This window comes from Arthrobacter sp. Y3221048, from assembly GCF_059092685.1.
The window spans coordinates 614,919-634,343 of record NZ_JBNHHX010000003.1 but is presented as its reverse complement, the minus strand read 5'-3'; the positions used below and the strand labels follow the sequence as shown (position 1 = coordinate 634,343).

The 19,425-nt window shown below is 68.2% G+C and carries 21 protein-coding genes; 9 read left to right on the top strand and 12 right to left on the bottom strand.

The genetic code is table 11. The features are described 5' to 3' along the window. Nucleotides 1-4 precede the first annotated feature (4 nt). Together AC5RVS_RS11805 and arsB are read right to left on the bottom strand one after the other, a co-directional pair. A complete protein-coding gene (locus AC5RVS_RS11805) occupies nucleotides 5-436 on the bottom strand; it encodes an arsenate reductase ArsC (RefSeq protein ID WP_494108267.1) in 432 nt (143 codons plus the stop codon). 105 nt (nucleotides 437-541) lie between these two features. Next, entirely contained in the window at nucleotides 542-1,645 is a 1,104-nt protein-coding gene (gene arsB, locus AC5RVS_RS11800; RefSeq protein ID WP_494108266.1) for an ACR3 family arsenite efflux transporter, read from the bottom strand. Nucleotides 1,646-1,767: 122 nt separating this feature from the next. Between arsB and AC5RVS_RS11795 the strand changes: the two genes are divergently transcribed. After that, nucleotides 1,768-2,133, top strand: a complete 366-nt coding sequence (locus AC5RVS_RS11795) for an ArsR/SmtB family transcription factor (protein WP_493987712.1) — start codon at nucleotides 1,768-1,770, stop codon at nucleotides 2,131-2,133. Nucleotides 2,134-2,147: 14 nt separating this feature from the next. On the opposite strand, the gene AC5RVS_RS11790 is transcribed toward AC5RVS_RS11795, so the two are convergent. Genes AC5RVS_RS11790 through AC5RVS_RS11775 form a run of 4 tightly spaced genes read right to left on the bottom strand, consistent with a single transcriptional unit; the run spans nucleotide 2,148 to nucleotide 5,299 of the window. Continuing rightward, entirely contained in the window at nucleotides 2,148-3,008 is an 861-nt protein-coding gene (locus AC5RVS_RS11790) for a phosphatase PAP2 family protein (RefSeq protein ID WP_494108265.1), read from the bottom strand. A 56-nt stretch (nucleotides 3,009-3,064) separates the two neighbouring features. Next, nucleotides 3,065-3,274, bottom strand: a complete 210-nt coding sequence (locus tag AC5RVS_RS11785) for a CDGSH iron-sulfur domain-containing protein (RefSeq protein WP_493987714.1) — start codon at nucleotides 3,272-3,274, stop codon at nucleotides 3,065-3,067. Continuing rightward, complete coding sequence (locus tag AC5RVS_RS11780; RefSeq protein ID WP_494108264.1) at nucleotides 3,210-4,244, bottom strand: glycosyltransferase family 2 protein; 1,035 nt, start codon at nucleotides 4,242-4,244, stop codon at nucleotides 3,210-3,212. Before AC5RVS_RS11780 ends, AC5RVS_RS11785 begins: the two co-directional genes overlap by 65 nt. Then, nucleotides 4,241-5,299, bottom strand: coding sequence for an iron-containing redox enzyme family protein (locus tag AC5RVS_RS11775; protein WP_494108263.1), 1,059 nt, complete (start codon nucleotides 5,297-5,299; stop codon nucleotides 4,241-4,243). Before AC5RVS_RS11775 ends, AC5RVS_RS11780 begins: the two co-directional genes overlap by 4 nt. Before the next feature lie 200 nt (nucleotides 5,300-5,499). Here AC5RVS_RS11775 and AC5RVS_RS11770 point away from each other — a divergent pair, with 200 nt between their 5' ends. The 3 genes from AC5RVS_RS11770 to AC5RVS_RS11760 all read left to right on the top strand — a co-directional run bounded on the left by AC5RVS_RS11770 (nucleotide 5,500) and on the right by AC5RVS_RS11760 (nucleotide 7,316). Beyond that, nucleotides 5,500-6,060, top strand: coding sequence for a type 1 glutamine amidotransferase domain-containing protein (locus AC5RVS_RS11770; protein ID WP_493979604.1), 561 nt, complete (start codon nucleotides 5,500-5,502; stop codon nucleotides 6,058-6,060). Between the two features lie 80 nt (nucleotides 6,061-6,140). Continuing rightward, the gene (locus AC5RVS_RS11765) at nucleotides 6,141-6,701 is read left to right on the top strand and encodes a GNAT family N-acetyltransferase (protein WP_494108262.1); all 561 of its coding nucleotides are present in this window, start codon (nucleotides 6,141-6,143) and stop codon (nucleotides 6,699-6,701) included. Between the two features lie 180 nt (nucleotides 6,702-6,881). After that, nucleotides 6,882-7,316, top strand: coding sequence for an Hsp20/alpha crystallin family protein (locus tag AC5RVS_RS11760; RefSeq protein ID WP_493987719.1), 435 nt, complete (start codon nucleotides 6,882-6,884; stop codon nucleotides 7,314-7,316). Between the two features lie 87 nt (nucleotides 7,317-7,403). On the opposite strand, the gene AC5RVS_RS11755 is transcribed toward AC5RVS_RS11760, so the two are convergent. Next, nucleotides 7,404-8,171 carry a SurA N-terminal domain-containing protein gene (locus tag AC5RVS_RS11755; RefSeq protein ID WP_494108261.1) on the bottom strand — a complete coding sequence of 256 codons (768 nt, stop codon included), beginning with the start codon at nucleotides 8,169-8,171 and terminating at the stop codon, nucleotides 7,404-7,406. A 142-nt stretch (nucleotides 8,172-8,313) separates the two neighbouring features. Here AC5RVS_RS11755 and AC5RVS_RS11750 point away from each other — a divergent pair, with 142 nt between their 5' ends. Then, on the top strand, nucleotides 8,314-8,757 hold the full coding sequence (locus AC5RVS_RS11750) for a glutaredoxin domain-containing protein (protein WP_494108260.1): 444 nt from the start codon (nucleotides 8,314-8,316) through the stop codon (nucleotides 8,755-8,757). Between the two features lie 389 nt (nucleotides 8,758-9,146). Beyond that, nucleotides 9,147-10,889 (top strand): DUF4389 domain-containing protein, encoded by a 1,743-nt coding sequence (locus AC5RVS_RS11745; protein ID WP_494108259.1) that lies wholly within the window; start codon nucleotides 9,147-9,149, stop codon nucleotides 10,887-10,889. Nucleotides 10,890-10,945: 56 nt separating this feature from the next. Here the strand turns inward: AC5RVS_RS11745 and AC5RVS_RS11740 are convergent, their stop codons facing one another. After that, nucleotides 10,946-12,085 (bottom strand): copper resistance D family protein, encoded by a 1,140-nt coding sequence (locus tag AC5RVS_RS11740; RefSeq protein WP_494108258.1) that lies wholly within the window; start codon nucleotides 12,083-12,085, stop codon nucleotides 10,946-10,948. A 151-nt stretch (nucleotides 12,086-12,236) separates the two neighbouring features. Here AC5RVS_RS11740 and AC5RVS_RS11735 point away from each other — a divergent pair, with 151 nt between their 5' ends. After that, a complete protein-coding gene (locus AC5RVS_RS11735) occupies nucleotides 12,237-13,304 on the top strand; it encodes an enoyl-CoA hydratase/isomerase family protein (RefSeq protein ID WP_494108257.1) in 1,068 nt (355 codons plus the stop codon). A gap of 52 nt (nucleotides 13,305-13,356) precedes the next feature. On the opposite strand, the gene AC5RVS_RS11730 is transcribed toward AC5RVS_RS11735, so the two are convergent. The 4 genes from AC5RVS_RS11730 to AC5RVS_RS11715 all read right to left on the bottom strand — a co-directional run bounded on the left by AC5RVS_RS11730 (nucleotide 13,357) and on the right by AC5RVS_RS11715 (nucleotide 17,591). Beyond that, nucleotides 13,357-14,160, bottom strand: coding sequence for an ABC transporter permease (locus AC5RVS_RS11730; RefSeq protein ID WP_494108256.1), 804 nt, complete (start codon nucleotides 14,158-14,160; stop codon nucleotides 13,357-13,359). A gap of 10 nt (nucleotides 14,161-14,170) precedes the next feature. Beyond that, nucleotides 14,171-15,100, bottom strand: a complete 930-nt coding sequence (locus AC5RVS_RS11725) for an ABC transporter permease (RefSeq protein ID WP_494108255.1) — start codon at nucleotides 15,098-15,100, stop codon at nucleotides 14,171-14,173. 181 nt (nucleotides 15,101-15,281) lie between these two features. After that, complete coding sequence (locus tag AC5RVS_RS11720) at nucleotides 15,282-16,478, bottom strand: ABC transporter substrate-binding protein (RefSeq protein ID WP_493987727.1); 1,197 nt, start codon at nucleotides 16,476-16,478, stop codon at nucleotides 15,282-15,284. A gap of 45 nt (nucleotides 16,479-16,523) precedes the next feature. After that, nucleotides 16,524-17,591, bottom strand: coding sequence for an ABC transporter ATP-binding protein (locus tag AC5RVS_RS11715; RefSeq protein WP_494108254.1), 1,068 nt, complete (start codon nucleotides 17,589-17,591; stop codon nucleotides 16,524-16,526). Between the two features lie 182 nt (nucleotides 17,592-17,773). On the opposite strand from AC5RVS_RS11715, the gene AC5RVS_RS11710 reads away from it, so the two are divergent. Next, nucleotides 17,774-18,559, top strand: coding sequence for a winged helix-turn-helix domain-containing protein (locus tag AC5RVS_RS11710; protein WP_494108253.1), 786 nt, complete (start codon nucleotides 17,774-17,776; stop codon nucleotides 18,557-18,559). Continuing rightward, nucleotides 18,556-19,365 carry a PDC sensor domain-containing protein gene (locus AC5RVS_RS11705; protein ID WP_494108252.1) on the top strand — a complete coding sequence of 270 codons (810 nt, stop codon included), beginning with the start codon at nucleotides 18,556-18,558 and terminating at the stop codon, nucleotides 19,363-19,365. Before AC5RVS_RS11710 ends, AC5RVS_RS11705 begins: the two co-directional genes overlap by 4 nt. Nucleotides 19,366-19,425: the final 60 nt, after the last annotated feature.

Here is a 19,425-nt window from a genome sequence, read left to right as displayed (position 1 = left end):
CGGGTCAGTTCGCGCCGGGCTGCGCGGGCAGCAGTTCGGCGATCAACTGCTGGATGCGGCCCTTGATCTCATCGCGGATCGGTCGGACCGACTCCACGCCCTTGCCGGCCGGGTCCTCCAGCACCCAGTCCTCGTAGCGCTTGCCGGGGAAGAACGGGCACTCGTCGCCGCAGCCCATGGTCACCACCACGTCCGAATCCTTGACGGCCTCGGTGGTGAGGACCTTGGGCATCTCGGCGGAGATGTCGATGCCCTCCTCCCGCATCGCCTCCACGGCTGCCGGGTTGACCTGGTCGGCGGGCTGGGAACCGGCGGAGCGGACCTCGATGGCGCCGTTCGCCAGGTTTGTGAGGAAGGCGGCGGCCATCTGCGAGCGTCCGGCGTTGTGGACGCAGACGAACAGGACGGAGGGTTTCTTGGCGGTTTCGGTACTCATGCGCGGAATGCTCCTGGGCTGGTTGGGAGAGTCGGTGCGGCCGGGTCGGTTAGGTGTCGGGTCGGCCTGTCCGTGGGGTCGGGCCGGCGTGCCGACGGGGATGGATCAGCGGAAGACGACGGACGGCGACGCCTCCGCGGGGTCGGTGAAGAACCGCCGCCGTGCCCACAGGGCCACGTAGACCAGGGCCACGAGCACCGGAACCTCGATCAGAGGCCCGACGACGCCGGCCAGCGCCTGCCCCGACGTCACGCCGTACGTGCCGATCGCCACGGCGATGGCCAGTTCAAAGTTGTTGCCGGCGGCGGTGAACGCCAGCGTGGTGGTGCGCTCGTAGCCCAGCTGCAGCAGCTTGCCGACCACCATGCCGGCGACGAACACCACCACGAAGTAGATCAGCAGCGGCAGCGCAATGCGGGCCACGTCCAGAGGATTGGAGGTAATTTCGTCGCCCTGCAGTGCGAACAACAGCACGATGGTGAACAGCAGGCCGTACAGCGCCCACGGCCCCAGCTTGGGCAGGAACTTGCCCTCGTACCAGGCGCGCCCCTTGGCCTTCTCGCCGAGTGTGCGGGTGAGGAATCCGGCCAGCAGCGGGATGCCGAGGAACACCAGCACGGAGACCGTGATCGCCCAGAAGGAGAACTCGGCGCTGGTGGTCGGCAGGCCGAGCATGGACGGCAGCAGCTGCAGGTAGAACCAGCCCAGCGCGCCGAACGCGATCACCTGGAACACGGAGTTGGTGGCCACCAGCACCGCCGCGGCTTCGCGGTCGCCGCAGGCCAGATCGTTCCAGATCATCACCATGGCGATGCAGCGGGCAAGCCCCACGATGATCAAGCCCGTCCGGTATTCGGGCAGGTCAGGCAGGAAGATCCACGCCAGCGCGAACATGAACGCCGGCGCCGCCAGCCAGTTGATCACCAGCGAGCTGACCATCAGCTTCTTGTCCGCCACCACCCGGTGGGTCTCGTCGTAGCGGACCTTGGCCAGCACCGGGTACATCATCACCAAGAGCCCGACGGCGATGGGCAGCGAGACGTCGGCGACCTGCACCGAGTCCAGCGCCGGCCCAATACCCGGGACGAACCGCCCGAGCAGCAGTCCGGCGACCATGGCAGCGATAATCCACACCGGGAGGAAACGGTCGAGGGTGGACATCCGGGCGGCTACCGGGCTGGTGTCGGGTGTTGCAACGGGCGTGCTCACGTGGCTCCTCGTGACGGGACGTTGGCGCGGGATTTCGCCGCCGGAAGTCGTATCGATGTTCGTCGATACCGAGTATGGGTGGACATATCGACAACTGTCAATCTCTGGGCATAATGGATGACATGACGTCCGTTACCGACCTCGCGCCGACCAACCTCGACGGTGATCTCGTTTCGTGCTGCACGCCCAGCGGTGCGCCGCCCATGAGTGCCGACCGAGCCGCCGCGCTGGCCGGCCAGTTCAAGGCCCTGGCGGACCCGAACCGGCTGCGCCTGGTCTCCATGATTTCCGCTAGCGAAGGATCTGAGGCCTGCGTCTGCGATCTGACCGAGCCGCTGGGGTTGGGACAGCCCACCGTCTCGCACCACCTGAAGGTCCTGGTCGACGCCGGGATCCTGCACCGGGAAAAGCGCGGCGTGTGGGCGTACTTTTCGTTGGTCCCCGGGGCACTGGACAACTTGGCCGGCGTCCTGGTCGAGCCCGCCTGAGACCATCTGCCTGCCTAGGGTGCCGCCGGCGGGGATCTCCTCTCGGTGGGAACCCGGCCGGCCCCGCGGTGCCAGACGGTCAGGTACAGGCGGTGGGCGGTGATGACCAGCGCCAGCCACGCGACCCCGAGCGTCCAGGCAACCAGGACATCGGTGAACCAGTGATGGCCCAGGAAGACCCTGCTTAATCCCATGGCCACGGCAAACAGGGTGGCGGCGGCGACCGTGAGGATCTTGGATCGCCGCCTGGCCTGGCGGAGGATGAGCAGGTACGCCACCACACCGGCGATGACGACCGCGTTAAGGGAATGCCCGCTGGGAAAAGACGCCGAATATTCGAAGGGCGGCACTGCCTCCCGCAGCGCCGGGCGAGCCCGTCCAATGAACTGCTTGGCGGCAACCGTCATCAACAGCGACCCGGCAGCCGCGGTGGTGATGAGAATGGCCGGTGTCCAGGACCGCCGGCGAAACGTCAGGATACCCATGACCAGCAACGCGAGGGTCGGCATGCCGATGGGCCCGCCGAGGTTCGTAAACGCGGTAACTGTTGTATTGAGCCAGGGGGACCGGACGGTTTGCGCCGCGTCCAGGACCGGCTGATCGAATTCGGCTACGCCGTCTTCGTCGGTCACCGCCTCATAGATCTCCGCCGACGCGACGGTGAGCAACACCGCGACCAGTGCTCCGGCGGCCAGGGTGAGGATCAATGCGGCGTGTGGACCCAGGATGTTGCTGAGGCGGTGCATGCACCGCGCCAGGAATTTGCCCGGTGGCGTGCTCCACCGGGTCAGGTCCCGCCCGCCTAGGAAACGCTCTTCACTCGTCCCCTCGCCCGGCCGGAACGGCGCGTCGTCGTCGTTCAATTCATCAGGCACCGCGCCCCCTCAACATCAGCGCCGCACGGCCGCGCTACTGGCGTCGCACGGCCGCGCTACTGCGCCGCCTTCCGCCTCGCCGCGAGCAGCTTGTGCGTTCCGTCGCAGTACGGTTTGATGCCCGATCCGCCGCAGCGGCACAGGGCGACGGTCTCCCGCGTCCGGGGCACCGCCTCGCCGTCGCCGTCCACGAGGTCAAAGTCACCGCGTACCAGCAGCGGCCCGTCGGGGCAGACAACGATCTCGGTCGGTTCCTGGCTCGTCATTAATTTCTCCTATCGTGACGTTAAGGTGGCTGAATCGCCGCCGCAGTGACGCCGGACGGCTGGCCGCGCTCCGCAGGCGACGGCCGGAATACGGCACGCCGCCCGTACAGCGCCAGCCCACGGCGAGCCATGAGGTCACGGCCCGCTCCAGCACCCACAGCGGTGCCCACAGCGCGGCCCGCGCGCCGAACACCCGGGCACCGCCGGCACGCCGCCGCCCCGCTTCCGCAAGGACGACGGCGGCACCGGCCCACGCGCCGTAGCCTGCTGGCCGGCGCGCCTGCAGCAGCAGGAGCGGGGCCAGCAGCAGCTCGACGGCCAAGCGCGCGGGCTGGGTTTGTGAATCGTAAGCCTGCCGAATCCGCTGGCCCACGAAGTGCCGGAAGGTCGGCGGCAGCCGGCGGACGTAGATGCCATCGGCCCGGACTTGGCGTCCGCCCGCGGCCCGGACCGTGCGGATCAGTTCCAGGTTCTCGAACAACACGTCGCCGCGGTAACCGCCGGTCTTCAGCAGCAGCGAGCGGCGGACGCCGATCGTGCCGGGGTAGTCGGACGCGAACGCCCGGTTCAGCAGGGACCGCGCGGTGTCCCAGCGGGCATGCCACGGCAACGGGTCGAAGTAGTTCTGCGGGCGCACCAGTTCGGCATGCCCCAGCAATTCCGCCACGGCGGACAGGTTCTCCGGGGTGTAACGGACGTCGTCGTCGGCAATGATGACCCGGTCATGCCGCGCGTGCCGCAATCCGGTCAGCACCCCCTGCACCTTCCCGTTGGGCGTGGGCGGTCCGTCCGGGCGCAGATGCTGCACGCGCCGCTGCCAGAGCCGGTGATGCTCGGCGAAGACAGTCTCCGCGGAGCCGTCCACCACAGTGACGTCCACCCACTCCGGCAGGGACAGCAGATAGCGGGTGAGTTCGGCGTCGCCGCCGTTGTCCTGCCACTTCAGCGGCAGGACGTACTCGATCCTCACACCGAGGCGCCGGCGGCAACCGGTGCCTGCCGGCCCGCATCCAGGGGCTGGCGGAGCGCGGAACGGCCGGAGGTCCAGGCGTCCAGCTGCCAGCCCCCGGCCAGTCCGTCCAGGTAGAGCGCACTGCCGGCACCGAAGAACACATCGGCGGCCAAGGTCGGATCCCCGGCGATCAGTCCGCCGGCCAGGTCCCGTCCGGCGATCTGTTCGTGGACAGCATCGGCCTCCACGTGTTCCTCGAAGTACTCCGTCACCTCGCCGGCAAACCCCAGCCGGCGGAAACCGCGCGCGTATTTGCCGTTGGGAATCGAAGAGGTCATCTCGTAGATGGCCAGGTGGCCGCAGATCGCTCCGCGCAGCCGCCGCTGCAGCCCGAACAGCGACATGCTGTTGACCGACGCCAGCGTGATAGCCGGGACCGATTCCACATAGGCTCCGAATGAGGGGTCCAGCCCCAGTCCGCGCATGGTGCGGGCGAAGAGCTCCGAGTGCATCCGGCCGGGCTTTCCGCCGCCGTATTCGTCGGCCTGGATCTCGACCATGGCCGACTTGGCCCGGCCGTCCAGCCGGGGGATGGCCCAGGTGTGCGGATCCGCTTCCTTCAGCTGGTACACCGAGCGAAGGACCAGAAATTCCTTGGCCTGTTCCAGCGAGGCCTCGCGGGCCATGAACGCGGAGAGGCTGGGCCCGTCGTCGTCAGCCGCCAGCTCGAAGAGCCGGTCCGCCACCGCCTGCTGCGAAAGCTGTTGCGGGACCGGAACGGAGACGGAATCCCGCAGCCGGGCCTCCATCCGCTGCTCGATCAGGGCGCGGACCCGAAGGAGGGGCAGGTTCCACTCCCACCGGTCGTCCACGCCGTCCAGCCCGCCGTAGTGAAGTTCGTACAAGGAAAACAGCGCAAGCTGCAGATCGTCGTCGAACAGGACGTCCTCGGTGACTGCCAGCCTGTTCTCGGCTGCGGCCTGCAGCTCCGGCAGCGCGTCGGGAATCTGGCTGCTTTGCAGGGCGGCCAACAACGTCTCGCTGACAAGGCCCCGGGGGTGGGGGAGCTTCACGGCGTCTCCTTACTGGGTCGGCGCACGGCGCACCGGTTCGTGATCTCCAGTTGACCCCGGCCCCCGGGACACGTCAAGAGTCGGTGCAGCGCAAGGCGCCCGGCGGCGGGGACCCCCGCCCGGTAGCGCCTTGGCTTCGCTTCCCAGCAATGGCAAGGTGGAAGTTGTCCGAACATCTCCACTGGAAGGACGGAAAAAGCATGCCCGAAATCGCAGGCAAAAAGGTCTTGGTAGCGGTGAGCAACCGCGGTGTTGAACAGGACGAGCTGAAGGTCCCGGTCGAAAAACTGCGCGCGGCCGGCGTCGACGTCACGATCGCGGCGCCCGAAGCCGGTGACGTGGAAACCATGGTCGGGGACTGGGACCGCGGCGAAAAAATTCCGGTGGACAAATCGCTCCCGGATGTTTCCGACGGCGACTATGACCTGCTGGTCCTGCCGGGCGGGACGCTGAACGCAGACCAGCTGCGACTGGACCCGGACGCCCAGGGCATAGTGCGGTCCTTCTCGGAATCCGGCCGGCCGATCGCCGCCATCTGCCACGGCCCATGGCTCCTGGTGGAAACCGGGCGCACCCGCGGCAAGACCCTCACCTCCTACATCTCGCTCAAGGCGGACATCATGAATTCCGGCGGCCAGTGGGACGACGAGCCCGTGGTGATCGACCGCGAACACGGCTGGACCCTGGTCACTTCCCGCAACCCGGGCGATCTGGACCAGTTCGTCACCGGCATCATGGACGTTCTGGCCGAAACCACTTGAGCCCGGACTTTTCGCCGGTGCAGCCCCCTTCGGCGCCGCCCGTGCTGGCCACGCGGACGACAACTGGCACAATCGCAGACATGGATGCACGCCTGCCGCTGGCATGGCCGGAAGTCACGCCGGCGCAGGGCAGCGTCGTGCTGCGCCAATTCCGCAGCGAAGACGCCCACCTGGCCCTCGAGCTGGCCCAGGATCCGTACATCCCGCTGATCAGTTCCATTCCCGCGCCGTGCCGGGAGGACGATGCGGTGGAGTGGATCCTGCGCCAGAACGGGCGTTTCACCTCCGGCGCGGGGTACTCCTTCGCGGTGGCGGACGCCGAATCGGACCGGGCGGTCGGCCAGATCGGGCTGTGGCTGACCTACCTGCCGGAAGGCCGGGCCACCGCCGGCTACCTGATGGCCCCGGCACACCGGGGGCAGGGCCGGGCAGCGGATGCGCTCGCGGCGCTCGCAGCCTTCGCTTGGACCATCCCGGAACTGCACCGGCTGGAGCTTTACATCGAGCCCTGGAACAACGCCTCGATCCGGACCGCCGAGTCCGCAGGTTTCAGCCGCGAGGGCCTGCTGCGCAGCTATCAAACCATTGGTGGCGTGCGCCGGGACATGCTGCTCTATGCGGCGATCCGCCCAAGGACCTAACCGGATACCCGGACCGCGGTTCGCAGCCATTCCTGTTTATACCTGGCAGCTATACCATGTTGCCGTGCCGAACGCACCGGGTGCGTTATGCCAGGACCTGCACCTGGGAAAACTGAAGGGTATTTGGGGCCGGGGGCCCTTGGCCGCCAGCCTGCCGTTTCTGTCACAGGAGTGTGAGCCATGAGTGATGTGTCGAGGTGGTCGCCGTTCGAGCGCCGCTCACCCTTTGAACTGGCGGAGCCTTTCCGCCGCTTCTTCGAAGGTGAACACGAAAAATCCATGATCCGGGTGGAGGAGGAGATCAAGGACAACGTCCTGACAATCCGTGCTGAACTGCCGGGCATCGACCCGGAAAGGGATGCGGAAATTTCCGTCTCCGAGGGGCAGTTGCATATCCACGCCGAGCGGCACGAGCGGAAGGAGGAGAAGGAGAAGGGCACCTACCGCTCGGAGTTCCGCTACGGATCCTTCTCCCGCAGCGTGCCGCTGCCCCAGGGCGTCAAGGACGAGGACATCACCGCCACCTACAGGGACGGGGTGCTTGAGATCAAGGCCCCGGTTCCGCAGTCAGGGACGGAAACGCCGCGGCAGAAAATACAGGTCAGGCGCGGGTAGCGCGGCGGTCTCGTAAGCCGCCCCACAACAACGACGACGGTGCCCGCTGAGGCGGGCACCGTCGTCGTAGTTTTAAGACAGCGAAAATCAGAGGTGGATCTTGACGTCCGCCTTCTCACGCAGGTCGGTGACCAGGGCCTGCGTCGCTTCCGACTCCTTCTGCGCCTGGATCTGCTGTTCCAGGTTCGGCCGCATTTCCTCCATCGAGGGGACCTCGGCCTTCTGGCCGGTCTGTTGGCCCATCTGCTCCTGCTGCTTCTTGGCCTGCTCGTAAGCGGCCTTCAGCTCGTCCTCGGTGGGCTTGGCGTCGCCGGTCTCCTCGGCAATCAGCTTATCCACCCGGACCTGGGTCTCCATCTCGGCATTGACCTCGTCCTCGGTCATGCCCTGTTCCTTGATGGCGGCCATGAGCTCGTCCACGGTCTTGAACTGGTTGGCCTTCGCCATCTCCTCCAGTGAAGCCTGCACGTCCTTGTCGGATGCCTTGATCCCGCGGTTGTCCGCTTCCTGGATCAGCAGCTGCGTGCCGACCATGGCCTCGGCCGTCTGCTTCTTCAGCGCGTCCTGGTCCACTTCCTGCCCCGTCATCTGGGACTGCATGGCCATCTGCTGGAACTGCCCTTCGTACGCGGCGGTGAACTTGTCCTTCGGGATCTCCGTCCCGTTGACCTCGGCCACCACATCCGGGATGCCTTCGAGATCCGGCTCCGGCAGCTGGGCCTGTCCTTCGGCGCCCGCGCTGGATTCCGCCGAAGCGGCCGGACTCGAACCGCTCTCCGCAGGCGCCCCTCCGCAGGCGGTGAGGACGGCGATGGAGCCGGCAACGGCCAGGCTCAATAACCACTTCTTAGTCACACTGTTCTCCCATCTCGGTGCACAAGTCAGCGACACTACTGGGAAACCATGTGTGTTGCCGTGGCGAAAGCTGGGAGAATCCTAGGCGAAAGCGGAGGGAGGCCGCGGCGGACGGCGGGGACGGCGCGCGTACGCTATGTCCATGAAACGCTTCGAGCGCTGGTTTCCCGCAGCAGCCTTGGCCGCTCTGGCCGTGGCTGCCCTGGTCTTCAAGGGGCAGGACGGCGACTGGCTGCCCGGCAGCATCTACGCCGCGTTGCTGCTGGCCGGCGCGTGGGCGGTGAGTCCTTTCTTTGGCAGCCGGCGGGCCACCCCGTGGACCACGCTAAGGGACCAGGGCGACGACCCTGGCCGGGTGGTCATCTTCTGGCGGCCCGGCTGCGTCTACTGTCTGTGGCTCAGGGCGAGCCTGCGCCGCAGCGGCCGGGCCGCCCACTGGGTGAACATCTGGCAGGACCCGGAAGGCGCCGCGTACGTCCGGCAGCACAACCACGGAAACGAAACCGTCCCCACGGTGCTGCTGGGCGGCGAGGTCCTGACGAACCCCGAACCAAGCCTTGTCGGCCGGGCCTTGGCCGGCAGGTGAGCGGCGACTCTATCGCCGGTCGGGAGGGCTGAGTACCATGTTGCCTGCAGCCCCACGCGCCCAGCGCGGCCGGGCATTTAACGGACTGGGGCTGCCTGAAGTGCGCTGGCGTCCAGACGGGCCTCGTTCCTGCTGTATGAAGCGAGGGCCGGGCACGGTAGGTGCACTGTGACGGGGAAGCACACCAAGGGGGAGGTGGCACGATGCGGGTTTCGATTGCCTCTGCCAGTCCCCACGGTGCGACGTCGGAGACCGCTCAGCGGATTGCTGACGCGCCGACGCAAGAGAACCCGGTAGCTGGGCACCGATGCGGCTGCCCGGATCCTGCCAACCCAGCCGTAGGCGCTTAGCCCGGGCACGGTTCCGGCACGCGCCGCGAAAGGACCGTCATGACCGCCCAACCTGCCCCACCTCCTGCGCCCGGTCCGGCGCCTCCAGCGGCCCGCATGAAGCCCGGACACTGGGTGCTGCTGGTCCTCGGCGTGCTGCTGACCGTCGCCGGGCTGGCCTTGACCATCAGCGCCGCCGTCATTCTTGGTGCCAGCGCCGTGCAGGGTGGCGGCCGCTACCTGACCGGGCCGACGGAGCAGTACCAGAGCACGGGGTATGCCCTCGTAGGCCCTTCCGTGGACGTCGACCCCGGGGCTGCCGGAATGCCCAATATTCCTGCGCTCGGGGACCTGGCCAGTTTCCAGGTGCGCGTCACCCCGGTGGTTCCGGACCAAGAGGTGTTCGTGGGCATCGCCGAGGCCTCGGACGCCGCGGCCTACCTGGAAGGCGTTTCCTACACCTCGCTCGGTGACGCCTTACGGTCCGACCCCGGGGACCGGCCGGGGCGCTCGTCGTGGTTCAATGACGACGATGAGGTGACCTCGGAAGGGGACCGCGTTCCGGCCCCGCCCGGGGAGCAGGACTTCTGGACCGAATCGACCTCCGGCAGCGGCCCGCAGCAACTTGCCTGGGAGTTGCAACCCGGCCGGTGGTCATTGGTCGTGATGAACGCGGACGCTTCCCGCCCGGTGTGGGTGGATGCGCAGGCAGGGGCACGATCCGATGTGCTGGGACCGGCCGGGAACGGCCTTTTGATCGCCGGGCTGATCGGCCTGGTCATCGGTATTCCCCTCCTGTTGCTCGGTTCCGCAGGCCTGGGCCGCGACATCGATCAGGATCGTTCCCGTCCGGGCCAGGGTCAGGGTCCGGGGACCGACGGCCTGGAGCCGTACCGGCGCCCAGGCCAAGGCCCGGGAGCCGTGCCGGCCGGGAATGCCGGGTGGGGAAGGACGACGCAGGTATACCCGGTGCTGGTGACCGGCTTCCTGGACGGCCGGCTGTCCCGGTGGCTGTGGCTCGTCAAGTGGTTGTTGGCGATTCCGCACTACATCGTCCTGGCCGTGCTGTGGTTCGCCGTGCTGGTAACCACGATCGCGGCCGGGATCGTGATCCTGTTCACCGGGCGCTATCCGAGGTCCTGGTTCCGCTACAACGTCGGTGTACTGCGCTGGTCCTGGCGCGTGGGTTTCTACGGGTATTCCGCGCTGGGCACCGATCGATATCCGCCGTTCACACTGGCCACCGCCGACTACCCGGCCGACTTGGACGTGGCTTACCCGCAGCGCCTCTCGCACTGGCTCGTGCTGGTGAAGTGGTGGCTGCTGGCCATCCCGCACCTGCTCATCGTCGGCATCTTCACCAGCGGCACCGGTGCACTCTGGGACCGCGGTTGGGGCAGAGGCTGGGGCGAGGACGCCTATGCGTCCCCCGCCACGTGGGGCCCCTCGTTGCTGGGCCTGCTCGTGCTGATCACCGCGGTGATCCTGCTGTTCAGCGGCCGATACCGGCAGGAGCTGTTCGCCCTGATCATCGGCATCAACCGCTGGGCCTACCGGGTCGGGGCCTACGTCTTGCTGATGCGCGACGAGTACCCGCCCTTCCGCCTGGACCAGGGGCCGGTCGACCCTTCCGCCCCGGCCGCGGCGCAGGGGCCCGTCAACCCGGAGGCCGCACCCCCGGGGCAAGGGCCCGTCAACCCGCAGGCGCGGCCAGCCCGGCCGCAAGAACCCGGGACACCGGGAACACCGCCGCCGGGCAACGGGGGACCGGAGCCGTGGACCCGCCCGCCCGGGACGACCTAAGCCAAGTATGCTCCCAGCCCTCACCCGCGCATCGCGTGACCGCGCGGCGGAACCGGCTAGGGCAGGGGCGTCCGCGCCAGCGCTATCGCCAGGCCGTAGGCCGCCGCCATCACCATGAGCTCGGCGGCGGCCAGCCGGAGGAACGGCCGCAGCGGTGCGGGCTCGGCCGGCAGCCGGGGACCCGCCGCGGCCTGGCGGCCGGCGGGAGCACGTCCCTGGGCAGCAAAGGCGCGCAGCGTCGTGCGGCGGTGCAGCCAGCCACACACGATCAACAGCGCAAACGCCGCCGCCTTGCCCAACACCAGGAGCCCGTAGCCGGAGAACAGCGCGGCCGGGGCCTGCACCTGGAGCAGGGCATTGACCAGGCCGCTGGCAGCCACCGCTGTGGCGCAGGCCAGCGCCAGCGTGCTGTAGCGCCGCATGGTCCGCAGGAAGTCGTCGGGCGCCTGCAGGGCCAGATACGCCACGCCCGCCAATCCGCCCGCCCAGAGGCCCGCGGCCGACACATGGATGCCCAGGCTGGCAACCGCCAGGAAGTGTTCGTCGTGGCTGGAGGCGTGGCCCGTCAGCGGCGGCATGGCGAGGGCCGCCACCAGGAGGATCAGCGCCAGTCCCGCGCCCGTGGCCGTGCGCGAGAACCATGCGGTCAGCGCCGCCACGACCGTCAGTACAGCCTGAAAGAGCAGGACCCTGCCGGGCCTGACCTCTAAAACGACCCGCACCAACTCCGCGGGGTCCAACTGGGCGACGGGAACGCCGAGCAGTTCGCTCCCGGTAAACCAGAGGCGGAACAACACGGCCGGCACTGCGGCGGCTCCCAGGACCGCCGCCACGCCGACCAGCCCCCGGCCGGCGACCGAGAGCTCTTGCGTCCCGGCAGGCAGGCTAAGCAGCGCCACGCAGGCGAAGCCGGCGCCCAGGACCAGGCTGACGGTGGCCAGCAGCGTGGCAGCCGGCAGTCCCCAAGCTGTCACCGCTCCCGCCGTGGGCAGACCCGGCAAGGGCGGCGCCGCCGCGCCTCCCGCGGCAAGCCCCAGGACCAACAGCCCGGCCCCCAGCAGCAGGCACGAGGCCGCAACGGCCCAGACGGGCCGCCGGCGCAGCGGCGGTCCCGGAGGTCCGCATGCCGGCTGCGTGCGCGGTTCCGGAGATCCTGATGCCGGTTGCGTGCCCGGTTCCGCGTCGGGATGGGTCATTCGTGCAGGATAGGCCGCCCACCTCCCGGCGTCGAGAGGCCGAACACGGGCGGCCGCCCTTTAACGGTTGCCGCCTCCGGCCGGTTTGTCGCCGACGAACGGCACCCAAGCCCGCTGACGCGGCGGCCGCCGCCGGGTAGGCTGGCCTGCGATGAATACCAACGAGATACTGCTGCAGCGCACCGGCCGCCTGGGCCATATTGTCCTGAACCGCCCCAAGGCCATCAACGCCCTCAACGACTCAATGATCACGGCGATCACGGCGGCCCTCCGCGAGTGGGCCGAGGACGACGCCGTGGAGACCGTCCTGATTTCCGGCGCCGGGGAACGTGGACTGTGCGCCGGCGGCGATATCGTGGCCATCTACCGGCATATGAAGGACGGCGGCGACCAGGTCTTCTGGGAAGACGAGTACCGGATGAATTCGCTGATCTCCCGCTACCCCAAGCCGATCGTGGCGTTCATGGACGGCGTGGTGCTCGGTGGCGGCGTCGGAGTGTCGGCACACGCCTCCTACCGCGTGGTGACCGAGCGGACCAAGGTGGGCATGCCGGAGACCCGGATCGGGTTCATCCCCGACGTCGGGGGCTGCTTCCTGTACTCCAGGGCACCGGGCGAGCTGGGCACCCACCTCGCGCTGACCGCAGGCACCGGGACCGGAGCCGATGCCATCGCGATGGGCCTGGCCGACTATTTCGTGGACAGCGCGGAGCTTCCGGCCCTGGCGGCCGCGCTCGCCGAAGCCCCGGCCATCGAAGCCATGGCGGCCTTCTCCCACACGGACATCCCGGCGTCGGACCTGGAAAAGGAACACCACTGGATCGATGAGTGCTACGCGCACGACGACGCTGAGCAGATCCTCGCCGCCCTGCGGAACTCCCCGGTCCCGGCCGCGCAGGCCGCCGCCGAGGAGATTGCCATGAAGTCGCCCACGGCCGTGAAGCTTACGCTCGAGGCCCTCCGCCGGGCGGGCAGGATGGAGACGCTGGAGGAGGTGCTCGACCAGGACTACCGCCTGGGCATCCGGCTGGTCGCCGCTCCGGACTTCGCCGAGGGCGTGCGCGCCCAGGTGATCGACAAGGACCGCAATCCGCGCTGGAACCCGGCCACGCTCGCGGAGGTGGACCGCGCCGCCGTCGAGGCCTACTTCGCGGACCTCGGCGAGGACGAACTGGGCCTGGCCGCCTCCGTGGAAGCACAACCCGCCGCGGGAAGCTAGACGAACGGCGCGGACCCCGGAAACCGGGAACCCGCGCCGTTCCTGCTGTTGCCTATTTCTTGTCGTCTCCGGTCATCCGCTGGCTGAGGTAGACAGGGATCATCGACACGATGATCAGCACGGCAGCGATCACGTTTACCACCGGTGCCTGGTTGGGCCGGGCCATGTTGTTGAAAATCCAGATGGGCAGGGTCTCCGTTCCGGGCGGTGCCGTGAACGTGGTCACCACGATCTCGTCGAAGCTCAACGCGAAGGCCAGTAGGCCGCCGGCCACGAACGCCGAGCGGAAACCCGGGAACGTGACCTGGAAGAAGGTCCTGACCACGTTGGCGCCCATGTCCATCGCGGCCTCCTCCAGGCCCTTGTTCATCCGGCCCAGCCTGGCCTGCACGTTGTTGAACACCATGACGATGCAGAACGTTGCGTGACCCACGATCACGGAGAACAGCCCGAGGCCGATGCCGAGCGGCTCCAACACTGTCTTGAACGTGTTGTTCAGTGCCACGCCGGTGACGATGCCGGGCAGGGCGATGGGCAGCACCACCAGCAGGTTGACGGTGTTCTTGCCGAAGAAGTCGTACCGGGAAAGCGCGAACGCGATCATCGTGCCCAGCAGCAGCGCAATCACCGTGGCTACCGCGGCCACGCGAAGCGACGTCCAGAGGGCCTCGCGGACGCCTTCATTGTGGAAGGCGGCCTCCCACCAGCGGGTGGTGAGTTCCGTGATGGGGAAGGCGCCGGAGGTGGTGGCGTTGAACGAGTTGAGGATCACCAGCAGCAACGGCAGGTAGATCGCGGCCATCACCAGCCCGGCGAAAAGCCGCAGCGTGAACCTGGCGGAGGAGGAAAGTCTCATCGGTCTGTTCCTAAAGCTGCTTGAGGGCGCCGGACTTGCGGGCCAGGAAGAGATACAGGACAACCACCACGATGGGCACGGTGCCGAATGCGGCGGCCAGCGGCGGATTGAGGTTGATGTTGGAGGCGATCACGGTGCCGATCACCTGCGTCTTGCCGCCCACGAACTGCGCGGCGATGTAGTCGCCCAGGCTCAGCGAGAACGTGAAGATGGACCCGGCAATGAACGCCGGCTTCAGCAGCGGGACGGCCACGGTGCGCACGGTGGACCACGCCTTCGCGCCCAGGTCCGAGGAGGCATCGAACAGGTTGTCCGGGATTTGGCGGAAGGCCGAGTACACCGGCACGGCCATGTAGGGGAACCACAGGTAGGCCAGGGTGATGATCAGTGTCGCGGTGCCGTAGCCCGGCCCGGTCATGCCCAGCGGCGCCAGCAGCCAGTCCAGCGGCCCGCCGCTCATGAACGTGATGCGCCAGGAGAACACCTTCACCAGGTAGCCGGCCCACAGCGGCAAGGTGATGCCGATGGCCAGCACGGCCCGCATCCGCGGCGAGGCGACCTTGGCCATGTAGAGGCCCAGCGGCAGCGCCAGCACGGCGCACAGCACCGTCACGGACAGTGCGATGCCGATGGTCCGCAACGCGGTCAGTTGGTAGGCCGGCACGGTGAGGATCTCCACGAAGTTCTCCACGGTGAACGCCGGGATCACTTTGGAGGTGAAGGTGTCGGTGGTCCAGAACGCGGTGATGAACAACAGGATCAGCGATCCGATGTACAGCACGCCCAGCCACGCCAGCGGCAGGGTCAGGAGTGCGGCCAAGCGCAGTTTCGGGCGGCCGTACAGCAGTCGGGAGATCCGGTCGCCCAGTCCGCCGCGCTGGCTGCCCGGCGCCGGGGCGGTGCCGGCCGCGGCCTCCGGTTCAATCGTTGGTGCTGCCATGGTGGTTTCCGGCGGGCTTGCCCGCCGTTCCTCCTTCAGATGCGGTGCTGATCAAGATGCGGTGCGCACGGCCGGCGGGGCACCGGCGTCGTGCTGGGGGAGTGCCTCCATGGCAGGGGTACGACGACGGTGCTCACCGCGCGCCGCACCCCTGCCTGGGGAGGGGTGCTGGAGGGAGGGGTTAGCCCTTGACCTCGGTCCAGGCCTTGGTCCACTCCTGGTAGTTGGTGCAGGTGGCATCCGTGCGGCCGTCAATGCACTGCTCCACCGGGGTGGTCCACATCCACACCTGCTTGTAGTAATCCTCGTCCGTGGCGTGGTAGGTGGCGCAGTGCTCCTCGTTCTCCTTGGAGCCTTCGCACGCCAGCGCGTTGGCCGGGGCCATGCCGAAGTTCTGGGCCATCTTGGCGTTCACCTCGGCGGAGGAGGCCCAGTCCATCCACTGGTAGGCGCAGTTGGGGTTCTTGGACTGCGCGGAGAGCATCCACGTGTCGGACCAGCCGGTGGCGCCTTCCTTCGGCAGCACGGACTCGACCTTTCCGCCGTCGGCCTGGGCGATGTTCACGATGACCTGCCAGCCGGTGCCCAGGGACGCGGTCCCGGAGGAGATGGAGGAGACGGCCTTCAGCGCATCGTTCCAGTACTCGCCGGCGATGTCGTTCTGGGCCTTGAGCAGTTCCACCGCTGCGGCAAGCTGCTCCTGATCCAGCGCGTAGGGGTTGGTGATCCCCAGATCCGGCTGCGTGGCCATCAGGTAGAGGGCCGCGTCGGCAATGAAGATCGGCGAATCGTAGGCCATGATCTCGCCGGCGTATTCGCTGTTCGGGTCCCAGGTGGCTTCCCACGAGTCCGGGGCTTCGGGCACCGCCTCGGTGTTGTACATCAGGACGTTGGCGCCGCGGCCGATGGGAACGCCGTAGGTCTTGCCGTTGAGCGTGTCGTAGATCTGGCCCTTCAGGCCGTCCACGATGTGGCCGAAGTTCGGGATCAGGTCGGTGTTGATCGGGGCCACGTCGCCGCCGGCAATCAGGCGCAGCGAGGCGTCGCCGGAGGCCGAGACCAGGTCGTACTCGCCGGTGCGCATCAGCTGGACCATCTCGTCGCTGGTGGCGCCGACCTTGCGGTTGACCTTGCACTGGGTCTCTTTTTCAAACTCGGTGACCCAGTCGGCGTCGGGATTGGTGGAGCCGTCCTCGACGAAGCCGGCCCAGGCGATGATGTTGACTTCGCCCTCGGAGTCGCCCACCTCGGTGGCCACAGGTAAGTCCGGGACTTGGATGCCGCCGGCGGACGAAGCGGGAGCGGAGCCGCCGCAGCCGGCCAGGACCAGCGAGAGCGAGGCGAGTGCCGCCAGCGGCAGTGCCTTGGTGATCTTCATGGGGTGCCTTTCCTTCGGGTGCGTAGTGATGTAGTTGGTGCGGGACTAGACGGTGTAGTTGAAGCGCGAGGACCACTGCAGCCGGACCCGGTCGCCGCGCCGGGCGCCGGAGGCACGGGAATCGTTCGGCTCCTGGACAATCAGGGTCTGGCCGACGGCGGTGCGCGCCACGAAGCGGGTGGCGGGACCGGTGTAGATGACCTCCTCGATCACCGCATCCACGGTGGAGAGGCCATCGGCCGCCGCGGGCTCGTCCGCGGGGCGGATGTGGATTCGCTCCGGCCGAATGCTCAGCAGCGCCTCGGAACCGGTGAGCTGTTGGGCCAGTGCGCCCTCCACCAGGTTGGTGTTGCCGAGGAAGGACGCAACGAACCGGCTGCCGGGGCGTTCGTACAGATCCTCCGGCGTGCCCACCTGCTCCACCACTCCTTCGTTGAACACGGCGACGCGGTCCGAGAGCGTGAGCGCTTCTTCCTGGTCGTGGGTGACGAAGACGAACGTGATTCCCACGGTGCGCTGGATCTGCTTCAGCTCCACCTGCATCTGTTCGCGCAGCTGCTTGTCCAGTGCGCCGAGGGGTTCGTCCAGGAGCAGCACCTGCGGACGCAATACCAGCGCCCGGGCCAGGGCAACGCGCTGGCGCTGGCCGCCGGAGAGCTGGGAGGGCAGCCGGTCGGCCACCTGGGGCAGGCGGATCATCTCCAGTGCCTCGTTCACGAGCTTGCGGCGCTCGGTCCGCGGCGTCTTGCGCAGCTTGAGCCCATACTCCACGTTCTGCGCCACGCTGAGGTGCGGGAAGAGGGCGTAGTCCTGGAAAACGGTGTTGACGTCGCGTTCGAACGGTGCCTTGGACGTGACGTCGCGGCCGGCCAGGTCGATGCGGCCGGAGCTGGGCAGCTCGAAGCCCGCGATCATCCGCAGCACGGTGGTCTTGCCGGAGCCGGAGGGGCCGAGCAGCGAGAAGAACTCGCCCTGGCGGATGTCCAGGTCCAGGCCTTTCACGGCGGTGAAGTCGCCGAAGGTCTTCACGACCTGCTGCAGGGAGATGGCAGGCGTAGCGGCGGCCGCCGTGCTGTCCGGGGCAGTGGATGCGGAGGTGGCTGTGGCGTGCACGGCTGGGTCCTTTCAAGAGGCTGATGTGGCGTGGACTACATCGTCTTGCGTTAACCTATGAAACCAGAGGTTAAATGTAAAGCGGGTCACATCGTGTAGATTTTTTGTTACGGGCTGTTCCGGCGGCGGCCCTCCGCCGCGTCCTGCCGTCCTGCGGGCGGTCCGTCTGGAAGGATCGACGCATGCCCACGGATTCCCCGCCTCGCCAGCGCTTGCTCGCCGCGGTCTTCGCCCCGCTGGGTGAGGGCGGCAAGGCGCAGCGCGTGGAGGACCGGATTCTGGAAGGGATTGCCGCGGGTGTGCTGGCCGACGGCGACCGGCTGCCCAGCGAGGCCGAGCTGGCTTCCTCGATGGGGGTGGCTACGGTGACGGCCCGGGAAGCCTTGGTCGGCCTGCGTTCCCGCGGGCTGGTGGCCACCCGGCGGGGCCGCGAAGGAGGTACCTTCGTCACCGTCCCCACCGGACGGCGTGCGGAACTGGTCCGTGACCGCTTGGGCCGGATGAGCCGGGTGGAGCTGCGCGACCTGGCCATCCATTACCGTGCCATTGCCGCGACCGCCGCCGAACTGGCGGCGGATTTTGCGGACCCCGACGACGCCGAAATGCTGCGCCGGATCCTGCATGGCTCCCGTCCGACAAGCACCGGCGGGGCCGTCGTCGGTGATTTCCTGCTGGAGCTGGCAGCGTTGAGCCAGTCGGCGCGGCTGACGCGTGAGTTCGTCCGGCTCTACAAGGACTTTGGTCCGTTGATGTCGCTGCTGCACGAGGACGCGGAGTTCGACGCCACAATGGTGCAGTTGTGCGACCGCATCGCCGATGCGGTTGCCGCAGCCGATGCCGCGACGGCGCGTGAAACAGTGACCGCGCAGATCCAGGCCGGATTGGCGGCGCTGATCGATGAACATGCCCGGCTGACCGACCGGCCCGCCGGTCCGACGCCCGCTACCGCCCAAAGGAGGACGGGATGAGTTCCATGACCGAACCGGCAGCGACACGTGCCGCGGATCCGCTCGCCGAGGTCACCGGATTCTTCGAAGACATCCTGGCCGCAGTCAACGCCTGGGTACCGGCCCTGGCCGGGCTGTTTGGGGACCCGGCGAGGCCGCCGGGCGGCAAGCAGGTGACCACGACCATGCAGCCGCTGGCCGCTGAGCTGGTGAGGAGGGCGGAATGGCCCGTGGTCGGCGCCGGCTTTGTGGCCGCCGCCCACGCCGTGGCCGACGCTTCCTGGCACATGGCGTGGTGGCAGGGCGAAAGCATGGAGCGGCTGGTCTTGCCCGCCCTGGCATCGGCGTCCGACGCCTACATGCGGCGTGAGTGGTTCACCCGGCCGATGGAAACAGGCCTGCCGCATGTCACCGGACCCTACGTGGACTTCCTCTGCACCGACGAATACACCATGACCATGACGGTCCCGGTGGCAGCGGGGGAGCGGCGCGTCGGCGTGGCGGGGGCCGACGTCTTTGTCGAATCGCTGGAACCGCTGCTGCTGCCGGCGCTGAAGAGCCTGCACCCTGCCGCGGCCCTGGTCAACCGTGCCGGCCGCGTGGTGGTCTCCGCCGACCCCCAGCTGGCCGCCGGCACGCTGCTGGCACCGGGTGCCGTGTCAGCGTCCGGTCCGGAGGAAGGGGATGGCGGCGAGCCGGGAAGCCCGGCCGGTCGTCCGGCCCGGCCCCGGACCGTGGCGCCCCGCGGCGACCGGTACGCCGGCCGGGAGCTCGTTGTGCTGGCCTGCGGCCGGCTGCCGCTGGCGGTTGTCTACCCACAGGCTTAGGCCCGGAACCGCCGCCGGCGGTCCTGGCTCAAAGGCCTTCCCGGGAAAGGCCTGGTCCGG